Below are 26357 nucleotides of genomic sequence, written 5' to 3'. Positions count from 1 at the left end.
TGCCGCGACAGGGCAAGAGAGCGCGCGGCATTGGGGATAGTTTCGGGTCTGCACCGCATCGCCGGCACGCGGTCGGACGGCTTCGTGTCAAAGCGTGACATGATGCGCGAAACACTTGAAAATCGCGCCGCCGGGGGCACATCATGCACCTGCCCGTCAAGGAACCGTTCATGCCCTATGCCCATTCCGACAAGTCAGTCCCGCTGATGCACGCCCCGGCCCCGGACGTAAAGACCCGTGAAAAGCTTGAGGGCGGCAAGCGGTTCACCATGCACACCGAATTCAGCGCGGCGGGCGACCAGCCAACGGCGATCGTGGAACTGTCCGAAGGGGTCCGTTCGGGCGAACGCAACCAGGTGCTTCTGGGGGCCACGGGCACCGGCAAGACCTTTACCATGGCCAGGATCATCGAGGAAACCCAGCGCCCCGCGATCATCCTTGCCCCCAACAAAACGCTCGCGGCACAGCTTTACGGTGAATTCAAAAGCTTCTTTCCCGACAATTCGGTCGAGTATTTCGTCAGTTTCTACGACTACTACCAGCCCGAGGCCTATGTCGCACGGTCCGACACCTATATCGAGAAAGAATCGCAGATCAACGAACAGATCGACCGGATGCGCCATTCGGCCACCCGCGCTTTGCTGGAACGCGATGACGTGATCATCGTCGCCTCGGTGTCGTGCATTTACGGCATCGGGTCCGTCGAAACCTACGGCGCGATGACGCAGGATCTGCTGGTCGGCAATGAATACGAAATGCGCAAGGTCATGGCCGACCTTGTGGCGCAGCAATACAAGCGCAACGATCAGGCCTTTCAGCGCGGCAGCTTTCGGGTGCGCGGCGACAGCCTGGAAGTCTGGCCCGCCCACCTGGAAGACCGCGCCTGGCGGCTGTCGTTCTTTGGCGAAGAACTTGAGGCGATCACCGAGATCGACCCCCTCACGGGGCAGAAAACCGGCAGCTTTGAACGCATCCGCGTCTATGCAAATTCGCACTATGTCACGCCCAAGCCGACGATGAATCAGGCCGTGATCGCCATCAAGAAAGAGCTGCGCCAGCGGCTCGACCAGTTGGTGAACGAGGGCAAGTTGCTGGAAGCGCAGCGGCTGGAACAGCGCACCAATTTCGACATAGAAATGCTGGAGGCCACCGGCGTCTGCAACGGCATCGAAAACTATTCCCGCTACCTGACGGGCCGCGCGCCGGGCGAACCGCCCCCCACCCTGTTCGAATTCATCCCCGACAACGCCATCGTCTTTGCCGATGAATCCCACGTCTCGGTCCCGCAGATCGGCGGGATGTACAAGGGCGATTACCGGCGCAAGTTCACCCTGGCCGAACATGGCTTTCGCCTGCCATCCTGCATGGACAACCGACCCCTCAAATTCGAGGAATGGGACGCGATGCGCCCGCAATCGGTGTTCGTGTCCGCCACGCCCGCGTCGTGGGAACTGGACCAGGCGGGCGGCGTGTTCACCGAACAGGTGATCCGCCCCACTGGCCTGATCGACCCGATGATCGAAATCCGCCCCGTGACCACCCAGGTCGACGATCTGCTGGATGAAATCCGCAAGGTCACGCAAGCCGGCTATCGCACCCTGTGCACCGTGCTGACCAAACGCATGGCCGAAGATCTGACCGAATACCTGCACGAACAGGGCATCAAGGTGCGCTACATGCACAGCGACATCGACACCATCGAGCGGATCGAGATCCTGCGCGACCTGCGCCTTGGGGCGTTCGACGTGCTGATCGGCATCAACCTGCTGCGCGAGGGGCTGGATATTCCCGAATGCGGGCTGGTGGCGATTCTGGATGCGGACAAAGAGGGCTTCTTGCGCTCGGAAACCTCGCTGATCCAGACCATCGGGCGCGCGGCGCGCAACGCCGAAGGCCGGGTCATCATGTACGCCGACCGCAAGACCGGGTCGATGGAACGCGCGCTGGCCGAAACCGACCGCCGCCGCGCCAAGCAGATTGCTTATAACGAGGAACACGGCATCACCCCCGCCACGATCAAGAAGAACGTCGATGACATTCTTGCCGGGCTTTACAAGGGCGACGTGGACATGAACCGCGTCACGGCGACGGTCGATAAGGGCCGCGCCGGCGCAAATCTCGAAGCGGTCCTGCAAGGGCTGCGCACCGACATGCGCAAGGCCGCCGAGAACCTCGAATTCGAAGAGGCCGCGCGTTTGCGCGACGAGGTCAAGCGGCTGGAAGCCGTGGATCTTGCCATCGCCGACGACCCGCTGGCCCGCCAACAGGCGGTCGAACGCGCCTCGGACGCGGCGGTAAAATCGCGCGGACGATCCACGGCCGGGCGGCCGGGGCAGCACGGCGGGAATGTGAAGCGGCGCAAGCGGTAGGCTTAGGCTCAGGATGCATTGATTTTCAGTGCGCTGCGTGGTTCACGGCTCGGCAAACCGAGCGGTGGCATGAGCGGCCTTTACTTGCTGACCGACGAGCAGATGGCCAAGCTTGCCCCTTTCTTCCCGAAGTCGCACGGCACGCCACGCGTCGATGACATGCGTGTGCCAAGCGGAATTATCTTCTTCAATCGTAATGGGTTACGCTGGCGCAACGCCCCCAGGGAGCATGGACCGCACAAGACGCTCTACAGCCGGTGGAAGCGTTGGAGCGAGAAAGGCATCTTCGCCAGGATGATGATTGGGTTGGCCGCCGAACACGGCGAGGAAAAGACCGTGATGATCGACGCAACCTATCTGAAGGCCCACCGTACCGCGACCTGCTTGGCCGCGAAAAAAGGCGGCGTGGACGCCTCATCGGCAGGACCAAGGGCGGCATGAACACGAAACTGCACGCCATCTGCGACAGCCAGGGTCGACCGATCGACCTGTTCGTCACTGCTGGACAGGTCAGCGATTACATCGGCGCACGGGCGCTGCTCGGTGGCTTGCCGAAGGTCGACTGGCTGCTCGGAGATCGCGGCTATGACGCCGATTGGTTCCGCGACGCGTTGCAGGACAAGGGGATACGCCCCTGCATTCCCGGCCGGGAGCAACGCAAGACACCGGTCAAATACGACAAGCGCCGATACAAGCGGCGCAATCGTATCGAGATCATGTTTGGCAGGCTCAAGGGCTGGAGGCGCGGGGCGACCCGATAGGACAGATGTCCGAAGGTCTTCCTCTCAGCCAGCGCCCTCGCAGCAACCGTCATCTATTGGTTAGGAATCCTGAGCCTAGTCGAAGATGCCATAGGGCAGGATGTCGATATTGACATCGTCGTGCAAGCGGGCTGGAACTTCGACCACGCCAAGTTGAGCAGTGAGTATGCCGGCGTTCCCGGAAGCGCCGTCATTGCCGATCTCAATGCCAGATACGACTTGGGCCTCAGCGAGAGCGACCTTGATACGAACGGATCCTCGAACTGGGCAAAGATCTCAAACGACTTGATGATTTCGTACTTTGAAGGCGAGGGAGCCGAAGCTCCGGACGGGGTGGTGACCCATCTTTATTCCAAAGGGGCAAGAGGTTGAATCGCAAACGCAGCTTCATGCTGCGGATGATGGAAAATACCTGGGGACAATCCTTTGGCGATCTCGATGTCTACATCACCGAATGGAACAGTTCGGGCAGCAGCGGCTTGTTCGATGACGACGAGGATTACGGGCTTTATCAGGCCCAGGAAATGCTTGAGATCGTAGAAGAGTTCATGCTGGCCGGTGTCGATGTGGCGCATGCCTGGCCGTCGCTGCAAAACTCGCCCAACGCGCTTTCGATGGGGCGCAGCCATGACGAAATAGGCCCTGCGGGTGAAATGTTTGCCATGATGGCATCGGCATTACTTGGCAAGACCATGCTCGATTTTTCTCTGGGCAGCCGGGAGACAGAGCAGGAATTGGCCCATCTGGATCTGCATGCCCTTTACGGGAACAGCGAACTGATTCTGTTTCTGACCTCGACCTCGGACCAGGTAGAAACGACCCAGGTGGATGTTTCTGGGCTGGTTCTCGGCGCCGAGACGGTAACCGGGCAGGTTCTGGGCGTTGCCTCGGGGCAGTTGCCGGGATCGAACAACTCGCAGGTTGAACTGCAGGCCCTGGCAGTCGATGAGTTTTTCGACAACGGCATGATGAAAGCAGTCCTGAGACCCGGGGACGTCATGCAGATCACCCTGAGCGGAATAGAGCCATCGGCGGGATTTGCAGCGCTTATGCCGGGGCTGGATGCCGCGTTTGCATCTACTTCCGAAGAAGCCTTGGCCAGGGCCCTGTGGCATGCCCTGGAAAATGGGCCGACAGAATATGATGATCGGATTCGCGGCACTGCCGAAGGCGAGAAAATAAAGTCCTTTCAGGGCGATGATACCGTGTTCGGTGCGGTCGGAAACGACACGCTTATCGGTGGGCGCGGGCAGGATCTTTTGAAGGGGGGGCCACGGTGCAGACCGGCTGCGCGGTAGCGAGGGGGACGATACCCTGCATGGCGGCAACGCAAAGGACAAGCCGATCGGCGGCCTCGGCGGTGATCAGCGTTATGGCGGGCATGGCGCGGATCTTTTCATCGGTGGCCGCGGCACCAACCCGATCACGACAGGGTTCGGGCGCGACGCGATCCTGGTAAACGATGGCGAGATGGCCTTTGAGGACCTGATCTTCGATTTCACCCCTGGGCGCGATGCGTTGCAGATCGAATCCGATGTCATCGATGATTTGGATGCGTTGGTCTTTCAGGAAAGCGCTGATGAGCTGATCTTGGTGCTGGGCGAAAACAAGACAGTCGTGTTCGAAGGTGATTACACTGCAGAAGTCCTCTTGGTGCAGGGATCAATTGAATTGTTTGGCTGAACTTGCGCCGCAGACACGAAGACTTGAGGTCTTCCTGTTTGCGGCGCAAGGCGCCCTGTACGGGTCTGGGAATGGATCGTCGGGGGTCTCCCCTGCGAAACGCGTTTACCGTTGCGTGAAGATCCTGGTGATCTCGGCCCGGTAGGTGTTCCAGCTGATGGTCGATCGGTTGCCTGCGTAGCCCTCATAACGCGAGTGACCCGATGGCAGCGGCAATCCGGCCCAGATGCCGGCCAGATTGTACATGAAGCTTTGATGAGACATCTGTCCCGCAGCAAACGCGCCAAAGCCCGCATCGTCCAGAAGCAGGTTCGCCAGATGATCCTGCAGCGCCGGTGAAAACCGCTCTTGCGGGCTGACCCCGGCGCGACGCACAAGCCCGCGCAGCGTTGCCGGAATGAACTGGTAGCGCCCAATCGCATGGGGCTGGTTGGGGGTGGCTTTGATCCAGCCAAAGATCTGGGCAACGGTCAATTCGGTCGGGCGTCTGGTGGGGCGGATGCGCGCGCCCTGCTGTACCGCGTCATAGCCCGCGCGACCCGCCTCGGCGTGGCCAATCAGATCCCGCAGGCGTGCCGCCTGATCGCTGGACCGCGATGCGATGAACGGGTCGCGAACGGCTTTTGGCGCGGCCTTTACCGGCATCTCGATGCGGATCGGCGCGGCGCTGCTCTTGTCGCCCAGCCCAAAACTGATCGCTTCGAAACTGCGGATATCATTCATGCTGAACTGCGCCTGCTGCCCTTCGGCCACGCCCGCGAAAGGCACTCCCAAAAGACCAAATGCAAAGATCAAAGACCTTGTTTTCATAGCTTCGTACTCCTGAACCACTTGAGTACGAGCACTATAAAAATCGCAGGCTCTGGCTTGGGGGGGCAAACAGTCAGATCGCTCTGCAAAGGTATAGGGGGATGTCCCTATTAGGCTGGCCGCGCGCCTTCGGTAGATGCCCCGGCGCACGCGGCCAGTCAGAATCAATCGGGCCACACCGCGGATGCGCTACGCGGTGTGGCCCTTTCCCCGGCAACCTGGTTCACTCAGTTGCCGAGAAATCCGTCAAGCCTGTCCCACAGGCTGTCATCCAGAAGCAGGTTGAATCTGAAATAGAACCCCTCTTGGTATAGGTCCGCCATCCCGGCCACGCGGCCGTTGACGGCGTTGTATCCCACCGCCAGCAACGTGCCCGCCGCCGGAGAGAACCCGAGTTCGGCCCCCAGTCCCGAGGTGCTGCCCCCACGGCTGTCCCACAGGTGCGCCGCGTTCAGACCGATCTGGAACCGGTCATCGGCGAAATCCATGTAGGCCCCGGCCTGCAACAGCTGCGTGGTGGTCGAGGCGTCGATATTGCCCCCGGACACGCGCTGGTGCTGGCCGGCATATTTGCCGTTCAAGCGAAGATCGGCGTTTGCCTCGTAGCTGGCATCGACGGACCACAGATGCGTTTCGGTCCGGCCATACTGCTTTTCCAGACGATGTTCGTACCAGGCAAGCACATCCAGACGCGGATCTTCGACAGGGCGATAGGATGCCCCGATCCGGGTCCGGGCGCGCAGTTTGTCCTTGCCGTCACGCGTGTCGATCGCGATGCGGGTGCGACCCAGAACAGCCCAGTCGTTATCGAGTTGCGCCGCCATGCCAAGCCCGGCGTAGTAGGTGTTGCCCTGCTCTTCGACGGTGATATCCAGATCGGCGTCGCCCACCACGGTTTCGGGGGTGTTGTGCCACTTGGCACCCAGTGCAACGCTGGTCAGCCGGTCGGCACCGGTTTGGGCCCCGCGGGAATGTTCGATATCCGCGCGCAAGGTCGTCAGATCGTTGACCTGCCAGACTGCGCCAAACCCCTGCATCATGGTTTCTTCGCGATCACCCGATGTCTCGGTCATCTCGGTGGTGCCCGACAGCCAGTCGTTCAACTGATATGTCATGCCAAAGCGTGAGCGGGTCATCACCATCTCGTCGTCAAATTCGAACTCGACTTCGTTGTGGACTCGCCAACCCGGCTTGGCCTCCCGGTACATGCCAAGGGTCAGTTCGGCGGGACTGCGGTCTTCTCCGGCGATGGGCAGACGCAGCTGGCTGCGCACCGACACGCCGGGCCGCTGCGTCGGCGTCCACTGGGCACCAAGGATCAGCGCGGCTTGGTCATGATGCTCACCGTCGTGCTGCCTGCGTTCCAGCTCGATCCCGATTTCGCCACGGAAGCCATCGGAGAAGCGGTGCGAATAGATCGCATCCAGCGTCATGCGCGTGCGATCTTCGTCGCGGTCGCGCACATATTCCGCCGAAAAGGCCAGGTCGTTCTCGGTGCCGATGTCCAACCCATAGGACAGGCGCACCTGTGTGCTGCCCGGTCGCGCCAGCCCTCCGTCCATGAAATCAGAGCCGGTGTAGATGGCTTCGAAATCCAGACGATCAGTTTCGGTGCTGATACCATAGGACAGGCGCGCGGCCATGTCGCTGACCTGATCGGAATCCTCGGACCGTGCGATTTCGGCTTCCCACAGGCCGCCCTGCAGCGTCTCATGGCGCACATAGGCCGATTGCAGCCGCTCGCGGGCGGGGTTGCCGACGGGGGCATCCGCATGAACCGCGCGCGCGCCGATGGTGGTGCGCTCGCTCAGCGCGTAGTTCACTTCGCCTCCGTACAGCCAGTAGCGTTCGGCCCCGTCGGTTTCGACCTCGTAGGTGACGCGCACCGACACCGGATTGCCATCCGCGTCGAACTGGCTCAGCGGGTCGTCAAAGGTGATGGTGTCGGTGAAGAAATCCAGCACATAGTCGGTGCCGCGCCGAAGTGGGGTGGTGGACAGGATGTCGCCGCCGTCTTCGTCGCGCACCAGCCGTTCGACCCGTTCGGACCCATCGACATAATCGCCGAGATCCAGATCATAGGGGCCGGACACACCGCGCCCTGCAAATTCCACCACTTGCTGTTCCTGCGCCGTGCGCGCCGCGAACACGGTTACGGACACCCGCTCGTTTTCCCAATGGGCCTTGGCCCCGGTGGTCACACGCCGCATTCCGCCCAGGCGAAACGCCGAGGATTCAGGCTGGATCGCGATATCGCCATACAGCACGTAGGAACGTCCCTTTTCCACCTTGATATACAGGTTGGTCGACGATTGCGCGTCCCAGCCGCGTTCCGAGTTGTCGCCATAGATGGGGTAGTATTCATCGCCCCGGATGTCGCGGAACAGCCGGTCTTCGGTGTCCTGATCGGAGCTGTAGCGAAGCGTCAGCAGCGCATCGCCCCGGATCGCGCCCTTGAGATACAGCTCGCCGCGCAGGCCAGTGGTGGTGTCCTCGAAGTGGCTGAACTGGTCCTTGGGCAGCAGCACGTTGCTGGCCTTGCCCCCCAGCGACACCGCGCCTTCGACGACGCCGATCATGATGCGTTCGTCAAGGTTCGGGGTAAAGGCGATGCGCGCCTCGGCCTTGGCGAAACCGCTGGTGACGGTGATGAGGTCAGGGCCGGAAACCTGCGGCGGGATAAGCCCGAATGTGGCCTCGCCATTGTCGATATAGGCCTGAACACCGGGGGTGCCGGGGCGGATGTCGGTGACATCCCACAGGGCACGGTCGCCCCCCAGCGTCACCGTGGCCGAGGCCGGCACCGGCAAGCCGCGCGAGTCCAAGATGCGGACAATCACGGGCACCACGCTTACGGGGTCGGCGCTGGCTTCGGCAGGCGCGATGATTTCGATCCGCGCCGGATCGCCCGGAGCAGTGACCGTGATCTCGTGGCGCAGCCGTTCAATGCCGAACCCGTCACGTCCCACAAGCACAAGCCTGTTGCTACCCGGGCGCAGTTTTACCGCGACGAATTCCGCCGCCTGCACGTTCCGTTCGGCCCATGTGGTTTGTTCCCCGACGCGGTCGGCGCCAACGGCACGCCCATTGAGCAACAGCCTCAGCGTCAGGTCGGCCTTCCCCTTGATCCGGATGTTTTGGGTGCGGCGGCTCAGGGTTTCGCCATCCGCAAAGTCAAGAAAACCGGGATCGGGATCCAGCGTTTTCACCAGCGCCTCAAGAGGGCGACGCGTGGCGCGCGCCTTGGCCGCCAGGGCCGGACGAGACAAAGCGTCTTCGACAGCTTCGGGGGCGGACATCAGCATCGAAGGCGTCAGCTGCGTGGTCGTCGCCACCCCGGCCTCGGTGCGGATGGACCGCTGCGGGTTGCGTGCTCCTTCGATGGGCATGTCAGAAGCGCGCAGCGTGTCCGGGCCGGCGTTGGCCTCGAAATGATCCTGACGGGCGGTGATCTCGGCCATCGCCTCGGGGGTGCAGGCTTGTACTGCGAAGTTTTCGGTGCGCAGTTCGCCGCGGCGCAGTGGCACGATGCGCGATCCCCCCCGGCGCAGGTCGTTGGTCCGCGTCACGGTGACTTGCGTGCCTGTCGGCAGGGTTGCGGCCTGCACCTGAAAGGCATGGGTGATCGGGCGCATCCCGGGCATGGAATACTTGCCATTGTGATCCGTGACCACGAACAGCCCCTCTTGGGTGACGATGCGCACGCCGGGGATGCCCGGTTCGCGCCAGTCGTCCTGAATGCCGTTTGCGTCGCAATCCATGAAGACGGTGCCAAGGATCGTTCCCTGCCGGGCGAAAACCCCGCCGGAATTGTCCAGCCGCACCGTGGCGCGTGCCGGTGCCGACTGCAACGCTGTGCCCGTGCCTGCCTGACGACCCGACAGCAGTGCTGTGTTTTCCAGATCGCCTTCGCGTGCGGCGGCCCCCACGGACATGACGTAGCTTAGTTCTGCGTTGTCCAGCGGCGCGATGTTGCCCAGATCAAACAGCAGATCGCCATGATCGTCACGCTCGGGGTCTTTGATCTCGTCGCCCTCTAACGTCACCGACCCGCTGACGAGGGTCATGCCATAGGCCGGGCGGTCAAAGATTTGCGCCCCCACCAGCGCCTGACGCATGTTGTTGGTCAGATCCAGCGTGTAGGTCACGAATTCACCCTGCAGCACACGGTCACGATCTGCGTCTTTGGTCAGCGCAATGGGGGCGCCATAGAACGGATCGACCGGGATGTCGGAATCCATCAAAAGGCCGCCCGCATGGGCAAAGCTGCCGCCGAAGGCTGCGTCGGTGATGATGCGCTCGAAACCGCGGAAATCCAGCCGCAGGGTCGGAAAGCTCCACTCTGGTGCGTCGATGATGTCGTAGCTGTAGCGTCCCGCGTCGATGTCGCCAAAGGCAAAGTAGCCGCGCGCATCGGTCAGAACCCGCGCCTCTTCCAGGCCGGTGTCCGTGTCCATGAGCGCAACGGTGACGCCTTCGACCGGATCGTTGCCGATTGCGTCAAAGACAAAGTTTCCCGGCGCGATGATCAAGCTGGTGGTCAGGGACTGAACCCCGCAACGGGCCTGCGCCTGTACCGTGTCGCCGCGGTTCGATGCCATGACGCCATCGCCTGGACGGGCCAATGCCATCTCGGCCACCGGCAGCGGTGCAATCACGAAAACCCCGGTATTCGGCCCGGTTTCCCGCGCCGTCGTGGTTTCCACGTCGCCGGTCTGGATGCTTTGCAGCGTGACCTGAACCGTGTCGGTGCTGGAGCTGAGGTTACATGCCCCGGACACCAGCCGCGTGACAAGGTTGCTGTCCAGCGCGCTGGACCCGATCTGCACTCCGGTCACCGGATCGATGAAATTCAGCGTACCGCTGGTGCCTGTGCCAAGCGCGACGGTCACGGTGTTGGACAACTGCCGGGACACGCCTTGGGTGGTGGGCAGAAAGCCGACAGCGGTGTTTTCCACCTCGACCGCCCCAAGCGCCTCGTCGATGGCAACGCTGAAACCAACGTCGGCCGACCAGCCTACCGGGAAATCGCCGGCAAGGAAAAAGGCGACGGCATCGATTTCGGAGGCCTCGTCGGGCATGGTGCTGACGTAGTCATGCTGGGCGTCGCCCGAACGATGGTACAGCGCGGTCATGCCGGCGGCCGCGTCGATCCATTCCAGACGGGCATTCAGGGGGACGTCGTCGCGCAGCAGCACACCGGACACGACCACACCATCGATGCGCAATGGTGTGCCGTCGATGGCGGAATATCCGGCGACAGGCGCGTCCGAGTTGTTGCGCAGGCGCAGATCGTACAGCACACGCGTCAGGGCATCACCGGGCTGCGTGGCCTGGAATTTTTCGATCTCAAGCGTGGCCGACACGATTTCGGCGCGCCCGGTGCCGGTGCCGATGGCGGGCGCCGCGTCTTCGTCGGTCTCAAGACGGGGCTGGCCCGTGGCTGTCAGCGTCACGTCAAAACTGTCACCCGGCTGCGCGCCAGAGGCGACCTGGAAGGTATAGATCAGTTGGGCGTCCTGCCCGGCGGAGATGGCGAAACTGTCGTCGCCCGACACTTCGGGGTCGTTCGCATCCACCATGCCATTGCCATTCAGGTCGATGAACAGCCGCGGGTTCAGGATCTGGGAGGCGTCACCCGAGGTGACGATGGCCGGGGTCACATCCAGCCCGATATTGCCGGTGTTGGAAATGCGGAAGTGAAACTGGTCAATCGCCCCACGCGACAGAAGCAGCGTTTCACGACCGGAAACCTCGAGCGCCGGAACCACGCTGACGCGGGCCTCTACGGCGTTGGAGTCAAGGGTCACGAGGATGCCCAGACCGGTGTCGAAATAGGTGACCTGGGCGATGTTGCGGATGATGGTCCCGGCGGCGGACTGCTGGGCAGACGCGGGCGGGGACATGAGGCACAGAGAGGCAGCTGCGATGACAAGGAACCGAGCCACACCCTTGCCGACAAAGCGATGGAAACTGCGCATCAGTTTCGCTCCTCGGAATAACGGTGGGGGGGGATCGCGGGAATGAACGGAACCGCGGAGGATAAAAGGCCCCCACCCGCAGGCGGGGGCCAGGTGGGTGGACTTAGTTGTCCACCTCTACGGTGAATTCGAGCCGTGCGACGCCACCAGGCAGAACCGATCCATGGTCGCTGGAGACGGCGCTGGACGTGATCGTCGCTGTGCTGCCAGCCGGGAACAGCGTTTCGGCGCACGATCCACCGCAATTCGTGATGGAGGTATAGGCAGGGGCCGCGTCCGAGATGGTCACTTCCGTTGCTTCAAAGCTGCCGGTGTTGGAAGCTTCGATCATGTAGCGGATGCACTGGCCCGGCTCGACCGGCTGACGGGTCTTGGTGAAGGTGCCGGCAGTGCCATCACAATTGGCGTCGATGTACTGGTACTTGGTCAGTGTCACGTCGCCCGCGATGATGACGATGCGGTCCTCGTTGGCGTTGTCAGCGGTGTCCGCATCCGTTGCCGTGGCGCCGTTCAGCGAGGTGCCCAAGGTGAGCGTGCCGCTTTCAGACACACCGGGCGTTGCCGTCGAGGGCGTCTGGACCCGGTAGATGATCGAGATCGTCTCACCCGCCGCCAGACCGTTGGTGCCCGCTGCGATGCCGTCGGTCAGGTCGTCGAAGTTGTCGATCACCGGATCGGTTGCATCGATTTCACCGTTGCCGTTCTGGTCCCAGAAGATGGCACCGGAGAAGTTGGTCAGCCCGGTCTGGGTGATCGCGCCTTCGGTGATGTCCGAGTTGCCTTCGTTGGTGATGGTGTGCAGCATGTCGACGATGCCACCAGGCGAGGCCTGTGCGGTCTGATCTTCAAGGATCTGCACGTCGTAGATCGCGTTCACCGTGATCTCGTTGACGATGCGGTCAGCTTGACCAGTGACCGAGCTTGCCACCTGGATGTCGATGGGCGTTGCCGCGACCGGGGCGTCATCGGCGGGCACAATGGTGACCGTGATGGTTTCCTGCGCACCCGATGGGATGGTGCCGGTGTTGGTGACCAGCGTGCCGTTCGCATCGCGGAATTCGACAGTCCAGCCGTCGGGGATCGCCTGCGCCAGCGTCAGGTTGTAGCTGTCCGACACCGGGCCGTTGTTCTGCACGACCATGTCAAAGGTGGTGGGTACGCCGGGATCGGTGGCGTTGCTGACCCAGGGTGCGCCGCCATTGGTGGGTGCCGCCCCGTCGCCTTCAGACCCGGCAACGTTGTTTTCCAGATCGACCGAGGCCGCCAGAACCGCGCCGGTGAATTCGGCGGTCGAGGTGTCGGTGACCCCCGAGGCGTCCGATGTCACTGTCATGGTCGCGGTATAGTTGGTCGATCCCGCCGCAGTCGGCGCCACGTCCGTGGGAAGGGTCGCGATCAGCGTGACCTTGGTGCTTTCACCGATGGCAAGCGGGCCAACCGAGCCGATCACCGGGGTGATGCCGTCGGCGCCCACGATGCGGAAGGTGGTGCCGGCAGGATAATCGACATTGGCAAAATCAACCGACAGGCTGTCAGCTTCGTTCGAGTTGTTGGTCAGCACGAATTCCTGACGGATCGTCGCGCCCTGGAACACGTCCCCGGTTTCGGTCACGACGTCGTTCTGCGCGGCGTCGTCATCGGTGGCCGAGGTGGTCGCCCCGTTGGCCGTGCCATCCGCATTGATCGCAGTGTCGGCGATCGACACCGAATACTGGTTGTCGACGGTGATCGATGCGGTGTTGGACGGCGGAGAAACGAACCCGTTCAGAGCGGTGGTCGCCGTATTGTAGACGATGCCGGCGTTGGCGGTGTCCGCAATAACGGCTTGGAATGTCACGCTGCCCGAGCGGCCCGACCTGACCGAAGAGAGGCTGAAGTTGATCGTCTGGCCATCATCATGATCCCATGCGATGGTTTCGCCAGACCCGTTGGTGCCGTCGGCGAGGGTTGAGGCATTATCATCGTCCAGTGGAGCTGCCGCGTCCGACCAGCGCGCTGATCCCTTCACATAGGACAAGTTACCGTCCAGAACGTCCTGCACGACGTAGTTATTGGCTGCGGCCAGACCGGTGCTGGAGTAGGTCAGCGTGATGGTGACGGTGTCGCCCGCGTCGATGATGTTGGGATCACCGGCTGAAGAGGCGTCGGCGACCATGGATTTGACCAGTTCGACGATGGCGTCGTTCGATACGGTCAGGGTATCGGTGTTGGTGTCGACGACCGTGCCGTCCAGCTGCGATGTAGTGGTCACGGTGATCGTGTCGGTGGCCCCTGCGGCGTTGGTCGACGGCACGGTGGCCTCGATCACCACACCGAATTGCTCGCCGGGGGCCAGAACCGGGGTTTCGATCAGCGGCGTGGCGCTGTCGGCGACACCATCCATGTTGGCATCCGGGTAGAACACCAGCTGCGAGGTCTCGAGCGCGCCGGCATCGTCTTCGGCCGCGCTGAGATCGAAGCCATCCGGGCCGTTACCGTCGTTGGTGATGATATGCGGAAGGAACGCCTTGCCGCCCGGCGCGACGTTCTCGGTGTTGTCCGAGCTCAGCGTCACACCCGCGACCTGCTGAACCACGGTTTCCACGGTGTTCGAGGTCACGGTGATCGTGTCACCAGCGGAATTGAGGTAGGTGGCAACAGCCTGGTTGCCGATAACCGACCCGGCTGCGGGTGCGTTGCTAGTTGCAGGTGTCGCCGGCGGAGGCGGCGGAGCAGCCTGGGCCAGGGTTTGGGTCGCTCCGATCGAGACCAGGATGGCCGCTGCGCTCGCCGAGCGCAGGATCTTTGAATGATAACTCACGGAAATATTCCTTATGTCAGGTCTTTAGGAAAGGGCGTCAGGCCCGGCTCAGTTCACGCGAACGCGATAGGTGTTGAGGGCGGACTCTCCGGCTTCGAGCGCTTCGGAGAGGCTCCAGCGCACGGCGACGATCTCGCTTTCGGGAAGCGGTTCTTCGACAAGCGCGCCATCGGCGTCCACGATCATGCGAACCGCAGGAAGGGACGACCATTCGAGGCCTTCGTTTTCGGGGTCCATCTCGGCCTGCACCTCAAAGACGGCGGGGATCGAGCTTTGCTCGCTGCCCAAGGTGATCGACACGCCCTCGGGCACCGGGGCGGCAATCACCAGGCCGGCCATTTCGCCATCGGTCTTGTTCTCGTGACGAAGCTGATAATGAATGATTTCGCCGGGCTTGACCGACGAGCGTTCGACCAGAGCCTCCCCGCCTGCGGCGTCGCTTTCGACGATGCTGTAGGAGAAGGTGCTTTCAAGCGCATCCGCCGAGACAGCTGTCGCGGCCAGGCTAAGTGTCAGACCGGCGACCACGGCCTGACTGACACGTGCGATGGAATAAGACATGTGTGTTTCCCTTAAAGGCCGGGGCTGGACCGGCGGTTGATGCACAGCGGTCTTGTGACCCGCGGTGCCTCACCGGAATGCCTCGAAAGGGAAGTCGAAATGGGAGAGAGGAAGGGTTAAACGATACTGCTCAAAGTCAGAACGCTAACCTTCGGTATAGGCGGTCTACTCTGGTCGGGACGCCAAACTGATCCAACGCATCACGCCGGCCGCGCATAAACGAAAAAGGACCGGCGCAACTGCCGGCCCTGTCATCGAAAATATCAAAAATGAAAGCCTTCGCTACAGGTCAGACAAAGCCTGCGTCGCGGGCCATGATCGCGGCCTCGGTCCGATTCTTGGCACCGATCTTGCGGCACAGCGTCTTGACGTGAAGCTTGATCGTCACCTCTTGCAGGTCCAGCCCGATCGCGATTTCCTTGTTGGACTTGGCCCCCAGCAGGCCGCGCAGCACCTGCTTTTCGCGATCCGACAGATCCTTTTCGAAATCCGTCTGGTCAGGATCGTCCTTGCCCGACATGAAATCCACCGGCGCATAGACTTCGCCCATGGCCATGAACTTGACCGCGTTCACAAGTGTCTTGGCAGGCATGGATTTCGGAAGGAACCCGGCCGCGCCCATATCAAGCGCCTGTTGCGCGATCAGGCGCGTGCCGGTCCCCGAAATGATGCCGACCGGATTGCCACCGCTGGCCGCCAGCGCAAGCTTGAGCCCTTCAAGGCCCTTCATTCCGGGCATCGTGTAATCCAGCAGCACCAGATCGAAGGGCCCCTTCTGACGCATCAGCTTCAGCGCCTCGTCCAAAGATCCGGCGGTGATCGCCTGAGCCGTACCGTTGGTTTCAAGATACATCCTGAAAGTGTCGCGAACCATGTCGTGATCGTCGGCAAACAGCACTCTGAGAGACATACCCAGTCCAATCCGTTCTTTGTGATTTATTGATGCAGACAGCATTCAGATCCTGCCCCTCAATGAAACTTGTCCTAAACCTCATGCCGTGCCAAGCACTTCCAAGCAGATTTTAGCGGCAAACTATACTTCCGAATAGGACCTTATTCTTAAGAGGACGCGCAAATACGAGTGATTGCGGCTAAGTTGCTTCCAAGATATCCAAAACATGAGAGAACAAAAGATGCGCCTTCTTTTCCCTGCCGCAGGACTGGCTGTCATGACCATGACAACGCTTGCCGTGGCTGACAGTGACGTGATGTTGACCACAACCGTCAATGACGTCACCCGCAGCTTCACGATGACAGAGCTGCAGGCCCTGCCTGTTGAACGCTTCGAGACCAAAACCATCTGGACCGAAGGCACGCAAAGTTTCGAGGGTGTTCCCTTGGCAGCGGTGCTGGATGAACTGGGCGTTACCGAAGGCACGGTCAGCGCCCAGGCGATCAATGATTATGCCGTTGATATCCCGGTTGACGAGATCACTGAAACCGCTCCGATCATTGCCTATCATCAAAATGGTGGGGCGATGTCGCGTCGCGACAAGGGGCCGTTATGGCTCGTCTACCCCTATGACAGTCATCCGGAATTGCAGTCAGAGGTCATATATTCACGTTCAATATGGCAGATGGATCGCTTAAGTGTTAAATGATGAGAGGGAGCGATATCGGAGCGTATATGACACGAGCCGATACAGGTACTGAGACAGACAAGAATCGTTTTGTCTTGACCGGGTTTGCCATTCTGGCGCTGGCCTTCATCCTCGGCTTATCCTTTGTCGTGCGTGACAATCTGCGCGTCATGGGGGTGGCCCAAGGCGATCAACTCAGCTGGCGGGCCTCCCAAGTCGAGGTGGAATATCTCAAACTGCTCATCACCCTCAGGGACGCGACTGCTACAGACGCGCCCGATCTGGACGCGGTGCGCAAACGCTTCGACGTGCTCTACAGTCGCCTGTCGGTTTTCAAAAATGAGGCGCTGACCCACGAAGCCCTCGCTAACCTCAGGGCCATGCAACAAAGCCTGGACAGCTATATCCCGGTGATTGACGGGCCGGATTCGCGTCTCGTTGAGACGCTTCCGGACTTTCAGAAAGTCCTCCTTGAGCAGCAGGAATCCAGCCGAAGTATCGCGCTTGGCGCCATTCAAGGGGCAACCGAGATACAAGCCCTGCAGCGGCAAAGAGTTGTCTACCTTCTAGAGGTGATGATGATTCTGATCGCCCTGAGCGCCGTGGTGATCGTCGCGACAATCTTTTTCCTGCAAAAGCGCACCGCCGAGCAGCGACGTGCCTCCATCCAGGCTGAAGAAAAGCGCCGCCAGCTGCAGGCCACCCTGGACGGGGCGATCGGCGGTATTGTGGTGTCCGACAAAGATGGCAACGTGATCGATTTCAACGCCGGGGCCGAAGCGATCTTCGGTTATCGCAAAGATGAGATTATTGGACGCTACATGCCTGGCCTGCTTCTGCCCGCCGAAGAGCGTGAGGCCGTCGAACAAAGCATGGCCCGTTACCATGCGTCCAGGGAGACGACCTTTTCAGATAGCGGCACGCATGAATTCCGCATGATGCGTGCGAATGGCATGGTATTTCCAGCCCAGACACAGATCACCACTGCCCAGATGCTGCGGGGGCCGATCTTCATTTCCTTCTGCCGGGATCTTACCAAGGAAAAGCACCACGAGGCGGAGCTGACAAAGGCCCGCGATGAAGCGATTGCGGCCGCCAAGGAGCGTTCACGCTTCTTTGCCATGATGAGCCACGAAATGCGCACGCCATTGAATGGCGTCCTCTCCTCTCTTTACCTCCTCGAAGAAGGCTCCCTGAGCGTCGAGCAGCGAGAACACCTGGATACAGCACTGTTCTCAGGAGATATTTTACTGTCGCATATCAATGACGTTCTCGCCATCGAACGCAGTGAGGATGCGAGAGAGCTGGAACAGCAGGTTTGCGACATCTGCTCCCTTGCCTCGAACATGGTACGCATGCTCGAACCGATGGCAAAAGAACGGTCTGTAACGCTCGATCTGGAAAAGAAAGGGCTGAAAGATCGCCAATTCTTGACAGCCCCACGGGCTCTACAGCAGATCCTGATCAACTTGCTGAGCAACGCGATCAAGTTTTCCCCGGAAGGGGCGGTATCGCTGTTTGCCCGCTACACTCCCTCGGAGGTTCTTCCGGGCCAAGGGACTTTACGCCTCGAGGTCAGCGACACCGGGATCGGCATTGCGCCAGCTGACAGAGATCGGATTTTCGACGATTTTGTGTCGCTCGACAACCGGTACGAGCGTCGTACCGGCGGCACCGGACTTGGCTTGGGTATCGTGCGCCGATTCACCAAGCGTCTGGGCGGAAGCATAAATTGCATGTCGGAAATAGGAGAAGGCACCACCTTCACTCTGGATCTGCCCATGACCGAGGCCGACCTGGACGCGAAATTCGCGCAAGGCGAGGATTCACTGAAATCGGGGCCTGTCATAATGACGCCCAAGTGCATCCTTGTGGTCGACGACAACAAGGTCAATCGCAGCGTGATGGAAAAGATGCTGACCCTTGCAGGACAGAATGTCATATTGGCCGAGGGCGGAGAGGCTGCAATCCGGCTGGCATCACAACAGGCTTTCGATCTGATCCTGATGGACATCTCCATGCCCGACATGAGTGGTACCCAGGCGACCCGCAGCATTCGCGCGGGGAACAGCCCGAACCGGGATACGCCGATCGTGGCATTCACCGCACACGCTCTGCCGCAAGAGCTGGAGCGTTTTCGCAAGGCCGGCATGTCCGGATACCTGATGAAGCCGGTCAATCGCAAAGCCCTGATCGAATGTATCGACAAGGATTACACGAATGCCGAAGGTGGGTTTGATGTCGCTGCTCCCGTCGGGCCAAGTGGTGTTCTGGATCATAATCAGGTCTCGGACCTGCAGAGTTTCCTGGGACCTGAGGAGTTGACCGCATATTTGAACGATTTCAAGGATAATGCGGACGGCCTCGGGCTGGAGATGAAGACCGCCCATGCCAGTGCCGACCTGAACCAGCTGAAGACCGCGGCGCATGCCTTGGCTGGAACCTCGGGAATGGTGGGTTCCATTCAGCTGTTTCGGCTTTTGCGTGATCTTGAACAGGGCTGTGTCCACAAAGACATGGACAAGATTGATCTTCTGATGGCCGGCTTTGATGACGCCTATGACCGTCTCTGCAATGCCTGGGATCAGGTGCTGGCCAACCCGGCAGCGTACAATACCGCCGAATAGTCGTCCTATCCGTTGTCACGGCTGCGAAACCGGTCATGGCGCGGGTATTGTGATCCTACACGCCGAAGCAACCCTCTCTCTGCTTCGAATGTAAGCGTCCGGTCAGGCCGGGTGGTTTGTAAGCATCCGGCGTAGGCCGCGGTCATGCAGCGAGTTGGCGCTGCGATGTCTGCCAATTCCATGGCAGAAGGTCCGGCACCCGTGAAGCCGTTGTGTTGGGAAGCTTGTCGAGGACGTCGGCGAGCCAAGCTTGCGGGTCGATGTCGTTTATCCCATGATCGACACTGTCGATCACCCTCTACCCGAGGCAGTGCAGCGACGCCGGACGCTTACCTTCGGATCGGGCAAGCCGCGAGATCAGTCCGGCCCCCTTGCCGGTCTCGCACCACTCACGGACCTTGCCCCTGGCTGCCCTTCCTTCAGGAAGGGTAGCTTTTTGCGTTTCTGTTCCAACCCCGACTGACACCTTGCGCGGCCGCCGCCTGTCATCTGCAGTGTCGCTTACATCCACAAAAAAGGGCCGCCCCTTGCAGGGCGACCCTTTGAAAGCTTTGACAGGCGCGTGGTCAGGGAGCGATTGACACCTGAAACGCCACAGATCCCGTTGCGCCAGGCGCATGGGTCCCCGTGCACTCCCAGCGCAGCGGACCAGCATAGCCGGCCCCGTTCGAGGCAGACTCTGCCACACTGCACGTCATTCCGTCGCCCACGTTCACGGGGCTGGGAATAGCTGCGGCCAGTTCGGTATAGGGCGGGGTACGATCGTGGATCACGACCTGCGTTGCAGGCAGGTTCCCAGGATTGACCAGATAGATGCGGTACTCCAGGACATCGCCCACCGTGGCACCGTTGCTTACGCCCTCGGGGGTGCCTTGGGTCAGGTTGCGCACGGTTTTGGTCAACTCCAGCCGCCCGCTTTCACCTTCGACCCGCACCACGTCGGTATTGCTGAGCTGTTCAGTCAGGCCGGTGGCACCATAGCTGGTATCAGCCAGTACATCGAAGGCAATGGACGATCCCGGCGCTGCCGCCGCCGAGGCGGTAACCCGAGCCACAAGACAGATCCTCGTGGCCGCAATCACCGTGGCTGGCCCATCCACCGCCGCGACCGCAGTGCCGTCACAGGCCGTGTCGTAAAACAGGGACACGGCGTAGAGCCCCGGGGTGGTTTCCTCGATCAGTGCGGTCGAGAACTGCACCGTGCCGTCAGCAGCCGCGATATATTCGTGGCGCAGCTGAACCACCTGCCCGGCCCGTGTCGCGGCTTGCTGACTGTCGCTCAGGCGCGCGGCTTCGACCAGACCAAAACGCAGATCCGTGTAATCGGCGCGCTGTCCCGGCTGGAAGCTGTAGCTGCCGTCCAGCGGATCGGGATTGTCTAGCCCCGGCGGGCTGCGCGGGTCCTCGGACACCACCCTGTAGCCGTTCGCCGGGGTCACGGTGACGGTGACCCGATCAAGATAGCCCTCGGGCAGCGTCAGCGTCCATGTGCCATCGGCGGCCACCACAGGGCTGCCCACCAGCGTGCCGGTGCTGTCGAAAATCTCGATCTTTGCCGCACCCGTACCCAGCTCTTCCGCCGCTTGCTGGCCATCATAGGCGGTGCCGGCGCCGGCGCCATTGTCAAGGAAGACCACGCCCGCCAGCGTTGCACCGGTGCCGTCAAAAGCTATGGTCGCGCTGGCCTCGTCGTCGTCGGCAATCTCGTCGCTCAGGTCATCGGTCAGTGCCCCGGTCGACGGGTCGCTATCGGGGTCGAGCTGGTCCGAGGCGATGATCTCGGCGTCATTGGTATGCTCGCCGGTGGCGTTCATGGTGACCCGGATGGTCAGGGTCTCCGTCGTGCCATTGGCCACATCGCCAACCACCCAGACACCGGTGCCGGGATCATAGGTGTCGGACTGGGCGGACGCGTTGTCCGACACATAGGTGAACCCCGACGGGATCAGATCGCGCACCTGCACACCCGTGGCTGCGGAGGGCCCGTCATTGGTCACCGACAGCACGAAGTCGATCGCTGTGCCCTCGGCGGCCAACCCGATGGGCGTACCGGTCGCATCCCGGGCAACCTTGTCGAGCGACAGGTCCGCGCTGCTGGCAAATCCGAAATCATATCCCCGTGAGACACTGCCCGCCGAAACCCGCACGGACGTATAGGAGTTTTCGGTCGTGGCCTGTGCCCCTGCTGGAAGGTCGGGGTCGGCTTCGTCGACTTCGATCCGGTAAAGCACCACAGCGGACAGATCATCGAGCGAATAGCGCCCTTGCGAGTCTGTTTCCGTCGTTTCCACCAGCGTGTCGTCGGTCAGGTCGTTCGGCGTGTTGTTGTTGTCATAGGCCGACACGGTGATCCCGGCGAACCCAGGTTCATTCGTGGGGCCATCCGGGTTCCCGGATGCATTGCTGTCGCTATAGACCAATCCTCGGATCGTGCCTTCGGGCGGCAGCGGGCCATAGGCGGACGGGCAAGCGGCCGCATCGACCCGGTTTTGGGTCGACAGGCTGAGCGTGTCGATCAGTGCCGTGGCACCATCCCCATCTCCCTCAAAACCGACGTCGACTTCGAACACGTCGTTTGCACTGTTCTCGTTGATATAAAACCGCCCCGAGAGGTCGAACCAGACCGCGCCATAGCTTGAGGTAAAGGTCGCGGGACCGAATTCGACGATATCTGTGCTGCCTGCTGTTCCGCCGTTCGGATCGAAATAGAACAACCGGTTGGTGGCGGAATTGATGCCATAGAAGAAGCCATCGTTGGGATTGAAGGCGAAATCCGCCACGGTCAACGTTCCTGAGTAGCTGATTTGCCCAAGATCCGACGGGTTGAACGGGTCGCTCAGGTCAAGCAGTTGAAAGGCGCCGCCTGCATTGGTCCGGTATATCATTACGCCGTTGTCCATGATGTCACCGGCGTTGCTCCCGACCGAGGCGGTCGCGGGAATGGTCGCGATCACGCTGAAATTGCCCCTGGAATCCAGCCGAACAAGGTTGCGTGTGCCGAGTCTCACGCCATAAAACAGTCCGTCCAGCGCGTTGTAGCCCCAGGCGGCGTTGTAGTTGGCTCCGGCGGGGGAGCCGACATTCGCATCCGCGATGCTGTAGCCGCCCGATCCGTTTTCACTGAACACCAGCTCTTGCAACTGGGAACTTCTGCTGACCACGCGGTACAATGTGCCATTGCAGACAAAGGGCACAGCCCCCGCCGACAGAAGCACCTGGTAATCTTCGACCTCTCCGTCGAAATTCAGCCCATCGAAGGGATCTATGGCCACCGCGCTGGTGGTGGACCACCGCACGCGGGCATAGGTCACTCCGCTTCTGATCGTGTTCGGCACCGGAATGTTCAGGCTGATCTGGTTGTTGAACACCCCGTCCGTGTCCCCCGTGCCGCCATCGCGGTAATCGGTGGCAACCTGTTCGCCCACGTCGAAGCTGCCGTTCTGGTCCCAGTCGATCCAGACCTGAAGGTTGGTGATGCCAGGTATCAGAACCGGAAGACCCAGATCATACGGAATGGACAATGTTTCATGGGTCTGCACGGTCAAGGACACGGTCGTCCCGGCCTCCAACACCGGGAATTCCGCGATGGAATCTTCGTCATCATTGCCTGACAGGTCATCGCCCTGGGCATCGTCGCTATGCGATGTACTGGGCTCGGTGTCGGGCAATCCTGCCCCAAGATAGATCGAGGGCACGACGATATGGCGCGGATCGCCATAGCTTTCCGGCGCATCGCCCCGGTCCACCAGATCCGCCGCCGCGATGACCAGCGAATAGTCTTCGACCTCGCCGTCCACCGCCAGACCAGCAACCAGGGTGCCCTGAAGGCTGGCGTAGCGGAAGCGGGCAAAGGTCAGTGAAGTCGTGGCGTTCGTTGGTACCTCGACATCCACTTGGATGACCCCGTCTCCGGCCACGGCATCATCGCCGGTTCCGTCATCGCGCAGGTCTCTGGCGATGTTTTCGCGCCGGGTTCCCTCGAACACGCCATCACCGTTGAAATCGATCCAGGCCTGCAAATAGCCGTCGCCGGTCACCGGCACGTCCAGCGTGCTGTTCACCCCTTGGGTCAAGACGGGCAAGACAACCGCGTCTTCGTCATCGACACCCACAAGGTCATCTCCGGTGGCGGTCGCATCGGCTTGGTTGATCGCTTCGACATCCGGGGGCACCGCGCCCAGGTAAACCGTGGGCACCGTGGGGACCCCATGGGTCGCGGGCAGATACGGCAGCGGCGCATCGCCGAAATCGACGCCCAGCCCTTCGAAAACGGCCACGGACACCTTGGCGCGGTCGCATTGACCCGCATCCAGACTGTCGCAAAGTTCGTATTCGATTTCATAGACCCCCGCAGGCACCCCCGCCGGAACCACGACCCGTCCGGCATCGGCCCCGGCGGTTTCCAGAACCGGCACCGGATCGCCGGTGTTCGGCGGCGTGGCCGCCGTGATCACCTCCAGCGTGGCGGTGGGGAAAGCGGCGGGCAGCCCGTTGACCGTGTCATTCGCCAGAACATCGCCCGCAGTGCCCCCAAGCAACGTGTTCAGCGGCGAGGCGGTGTAATCGTCATCTTCGGCCACCACGGTGGGGGAAACATTGACAATCGCACAGATCCGGAACGCTGACGCGCGTGTGTTGCCGATTGCCGACGTCCCGGTGTAGCCGTGGATGAACTCCCCCTCGACGAAGGAGGAGTATTCATAGGTCGCATAGTAGCCGAATTCAAAGCCGTTCGGTTCGTCGAACCAATTGCTGGGATCGCCCGCGACACTCGGATCCATGGCGATGGGCTGACCGCCTGAAGGAAAGCCCGGCAGGGGAGCCGTATTGAAGTAATAGACCGCATCAGGTGCCAAAAGCGGGCCGACCACGTCCGAACTGTCGTCGGTGTCGTTACGGCTGTCGACGTCAAGCTGCTGAATAATCACGCCGTTGATACTGCTTTGATCGATCGGAGTTCCGTAGGGGTCTGTGGGTGTCGCCGAGCCATCCTGCACCAGACGCACACGATAGGTCAGGAAATTGTCGCGGTCTGGAAACATCGTCGCCTGAAGAGAAACATCCGACAGAAGAGGCGGCGCCCCCGTATCGATCGACGTCAACTGCAGAACAATATCGACGTTGTTTCCGTTGATATCATTGAAGACATTGTCATACACGAAGATATCGTCCGTGGTCACCGACGAGGCACTGCCTGGCCCGGCCAACTGCGTGCGTGGCTTGTCAAAGAGACGTTCCGCGGTACAGGTCTGCGGCCCCGGATCGCCAACCAAAATATTGGTCAAGTTGCTGACATTGGCGGTGTTGGATTGCAGCCGCGTCGCGAAAGGCTGGCCAATGGTGCCGATCCCGGCGGTGGCAGTGCTGTCGATGCCACCGGTAAGCACATCCGCAGCAGAAATGGTGTAATTGGCGGTACAGGTCACGGTGCCACCGGGCGCCAGCGGCGTGGTGATCGCCGGGCAGCTGACCGTGCCGACCAAATCATCCTCGATCACCATGTCCTGACTGGTGTTGAACGGCAATTCGCCATTGTTGGTCACGGTATAGTTGAAGGTCACAGTCTGCCCCTGGGTCACCGTGGTTGGCGAGGTGAAGCGGGTCAGGGAAATGCTCTGGTCGGTGCTGAATTCCACGGTGCTGAACAACCCGACGCCGCGAAGGGTGGGATCGTAGGACCCGCCGGGATTGCGCACTTCACCGATGCTTTCATCGTACCAGATCTCGATCTGCGAGGTGTCATTGGGATAACTCAGACGAATGGTACCGTTGTCGTCGTTGAGGGATGTCGTTGCCTGCGCAGGTCCAAGAGCGTAAATACACTGTGCTTCGTTGGGCAACAGCACCCCGGTGTTTCCGGAACCGACTCCTGGACCGACCACCACCGACGGCGTTGCCCCCAGCGCGGCAATGGTCGGATTGCCATTGTTCCCGAAGCCGGTGATGAAATCACATCGGTCGCTGGTAGTATCACCGTCGGTCGCGCCCACATCCACAATGTCGACGATCAGGTTGTCGAGCAGAACGGCATTGCCGCCCGAACTCGCCGAAACAGTTGCAATCACGCGATCATCACCGCGTCGGCCTGTATTGGCTGGGGCGTCGCCAGTGACCAACAAAGACTCCCTGCTGCCGCCGAAGAGCGTCACGTCATCGGGCGGGGTCACCGTTCCCTCTGAGGTATTTAAGGGCGCATTGGAACCACCGGTTATCGTGACGGTTCCGTCGACCTCAAAACCGTATTGGTCGCGCAGGGTCCGCACCAACGGCCCTCTATTCCCTTCGGGCCAATCAAAGGTGCTGAGATCAAGTGCGAAATCACCCGCTTGAAGCTGGGCAGGAAACGCAGGCAGCGCCAGCGAAAGTGCCAGCATCAATCCTGCACTGCGGTGTCTGGAGGACAATATTTTCAACGAACCAACCTCGTTCTGTCATCTTGGAACTGGGTTGCGCAACCGGCTGTGGTGACGCGAACGACCACTTTCCAAAATGGCACGACCCATGCCCACAAACGGCGGGTAAGACAGTCAGGTTCGCCCTTCATGCGGCTACAAAGCTATACTTTGGCATATTGCGCCATGAGCATCCCGCGCTCTGCCACGGATATGCGAAATGATAAAAGATTGCGCCTAAATAGCCGGGGCGCGCGCTTTTGCTCACTGTTCCGGATCGCCGCGCCACGACATCGTGAAAAGGTAAAGAACGAAATCTGCGTCAGCATAGAGGACAGAAAAATGCCCGAAGAAACCTACGAAGAGCATGGCCCCTCGTCTCTTGTGTTCGGACTGATGTGCGCAGTGGTGATTAGCATCGTCGCATTCTTTATATTGGCGACGACGATGGGAATTATTCGGGCCTATCTCTGGGCATCTCTCATCGGCAGTGTCGCATTGTTTCTGCTGCTTGCGGCGCATTACACATGTGAGGCGCGTCAATTGTTGCTGCGTCGAACCTCTTGCGCCAAACACAATGGCCCGCAGGGTGGCATGGTCGGACGGGCACATTTCGACCGGTTCTGATCCTTTGAATACAAGAAACCCACGCCACGGGCTTGCCCCGTGGCGTGGGTCTTTTGCACAAAGCCCGTGAGGGATTCACCTCTTGAATCCAGGGTGATAGCTGGGGGGCCATGAGCAGTCCGACACCCCCCAGCTACAAGAACAAGAACTGGCGGGCCTCTCATGA

Annotated in this window: 13 protein-coding genes and 2 pseudogenes; 8 read left to right on the top strand and 7 right to left on the bottom strand. The window is 60.9% G+C overall.

What is annotated here, in order from left to right; genetic code table 11:
• Positions 1-170: 170 nt before the first annotated feature.
• The 5 genes and pseudogenes from uvrB (at position 171) to ATI53_RS23870 (ending at position 4813) form a co-directional block, all read left to right on the top strand.
• On the top strand, positions 171-2369 hold the full coding sequence (gene uvrB, locus ATI53_RS09800) for an excinuclease ABC subunit UvrB (RefSeq protein ID WP_009504632.1): 2199 nt from the start codon (positions 171-173) through the stop codon (positions 2367-2369).
• Positions 2370-2438: 69 nt separating this feature from the next.
• A pseudogene (locus tag ATI53_RS09795) lies at positions 2439-3193 on the top strand (IS5 family transposase); the annotation flags it as partial.
• A 57-nt stretch (positions 3194-3250) separates the two neighbouring features.
• Positions 3251-3502 (top strand): hypothetical protein, encoded by a 252-nt coding sequence (locus ATI53_RS09790; protein ID WP_009504629.1) that lies wholly within the window; start codon positions 3251-3253, stop codon positions 3500-3502.
• Complete coding sequence (locus tag ATI53_RS09785; protein ID WP_111550307.1) at positions 3499-4428, top strand: hypothetical protein; 930 nt, start codon at positions 3499-3501, stop codon at positions 4426-4428. The genes ATI53_RS09790 and ATI53_RS09785 overlap by 4 nt, the downstream gene beginning before the upstream one ends.
• A gap of 172 nt (positions 4429-4600) precedes the next feature.
• Positions 4601-4813 (top strand): hypothetical protein, encoded by a 213-nt coding sequence (locus ATI53_RS23870; protein WP_111550306.1) that lies wholly within the window; start codon positions 4601-4603, stop codon positions 4811-4813.
• Between the two features lie 105 nt (positions 4814-4918).
• On the opposite strand, the gene ATI53_RS09775 is transcribed toward ATI53_RS23870, so the two are convergent.
• The 5 genes from ATI53_RS09775 to ATI53_RS09755 all read right to left on the bottom strand — a co-directional run bounded on the left by ATI53_RS09775 (position 4919) and on the right by ATI53_RS09755 (position 15875).
• Positions 4919-5536 (bottom strand): lysozyme family protein, encoded by a 618-nt coding sequence (locus ATI53_RS09775; protein ID WP_170134550.1) that lies wholly within the window; start codon positions 5534-5536, stop codon positions 4919-4921.
• A gap of 314 nt (positions 5537-5850) precedes the next feature.
• A complete protein-coding gene (locus tag ATI53_RS09770) occupies positions 5851-11604 on the bottom strand; it encodes a DUF11 domain-containing protein (protein WP_205912165.1) in 5754 nt (1917 codons plus the stop codon).
• A gap of 103 nt (positions 11605-11707) precedes the next feature.
• A complete protein-coding gene (locus tag ATI53_RS09765) occupies positions 11708-14404 on the bottom strand; it encodes a beta strand repeat-containing protein (RefSeq protein WP_240778641.1) in 2697 nt (898 codons plus the stop codon).
• Positions 14405-14452: 48 nt separating this feature from the next.
• Positions 14453-14965, bottom strand: coding sequence for a hypothetical protein (locus tag ATI53_RS09760; protein ID WP_009504624.1), 513 nt, complete (start codon positions 14963-14965; stop codon positions 14453-14455).
• A 289-nt stretch (positions 14966-15254) separates the two neighbouring features.
• The gene (locus tag ATI53_RS09755) at positions 15255-15875 is read right to left on the bottom strand and encodes a response regulator transcription factor (RefSeq protein ID WP_009504623.1); all 621 of its coding nucleotides are present in this window, start codon (positions 15873-15875) and stop codon (positions 15255-15257) included.
• 208 nt (positions 15876-16083) lie between these two features.
• Between ATI53_RS09755 and ATI53_RS09750 the strand changes: the two genes are divergently transcribed.
• A complete protein-coding gene (locus ATI53_RS09750; RefSeq protein ID WP_223870812.1) occupies positions 16084-16566 on the top strand; it encodes a putative pterin-binding protein in 483 nt (160 codons plus the stop codon).
• Positions 16567-16592: 26 nt separating this feature from the next.
• A complete protein-coding gene (locus tag ATI53_RS09745) occupies positions 16593-19172 on the top strand; it encodes a hybrid sensor histidine kinase/response regulator (RefSeq protein ID WP_170134549.1) in 2580 nt (859 codons plus the stop codon).
• Positions 19173-19314: 142 nt separating this feature from the next.
• On the opposite strand, the pseudogene ATI53_RS09740 reads toward ATI53_RS09745, so the two are convergent.
• Both ATI53_RS09740 and ATI53_RS09735 read right to left on the bottom strand, forming a co-directional pair.
• Positions 19315-19443 (bottom strand): annotated as a pseudogene (locus ATI53_RS09740) (transposase domain-containing protein); the annotation flags it as partial.
• 295 nt (positions 19444-19738) lie between these two features.
• Entirely contained in the window at positions 19739-25237 is a 5499-nt protein-coding gene (locus ATI53_RS09735) for a GEVED domain-containing protein (protein WP_240778640.1), read from the bottom strand.
• A 669-nt stretch (positions 25238-25906) separates the two neighbouring features.
• On the opposite strand from ATI53_RS09735, the gene ATI53_RS09730 reads away from it, so the two are divergent.
• Positions 25907-26191, top strand: coding sequence for a hypothetical protein (locus tag ATI53_RS09730; protein WP_009504617.1), 285 nt, complete (start codon positions 25907-25909; stop codon positions 26189-26191).
• Positions 26192-26357 lie beyond the last annotated feature (166 nt).

Source organism: Salipiger aestuarii, from assembly GCF_003259905.1.
Taxonomy (GTDB): domain Bacteria; phylum Pseudomonadota; class Alphaproteobacteria; order Rhodobacterales; family Rhodobacteraceae; genus Salipiger; species Salipiger aestuarii.
This window is presented reverse-complemented; position numbering and strand designations above follow the sequence as displayed.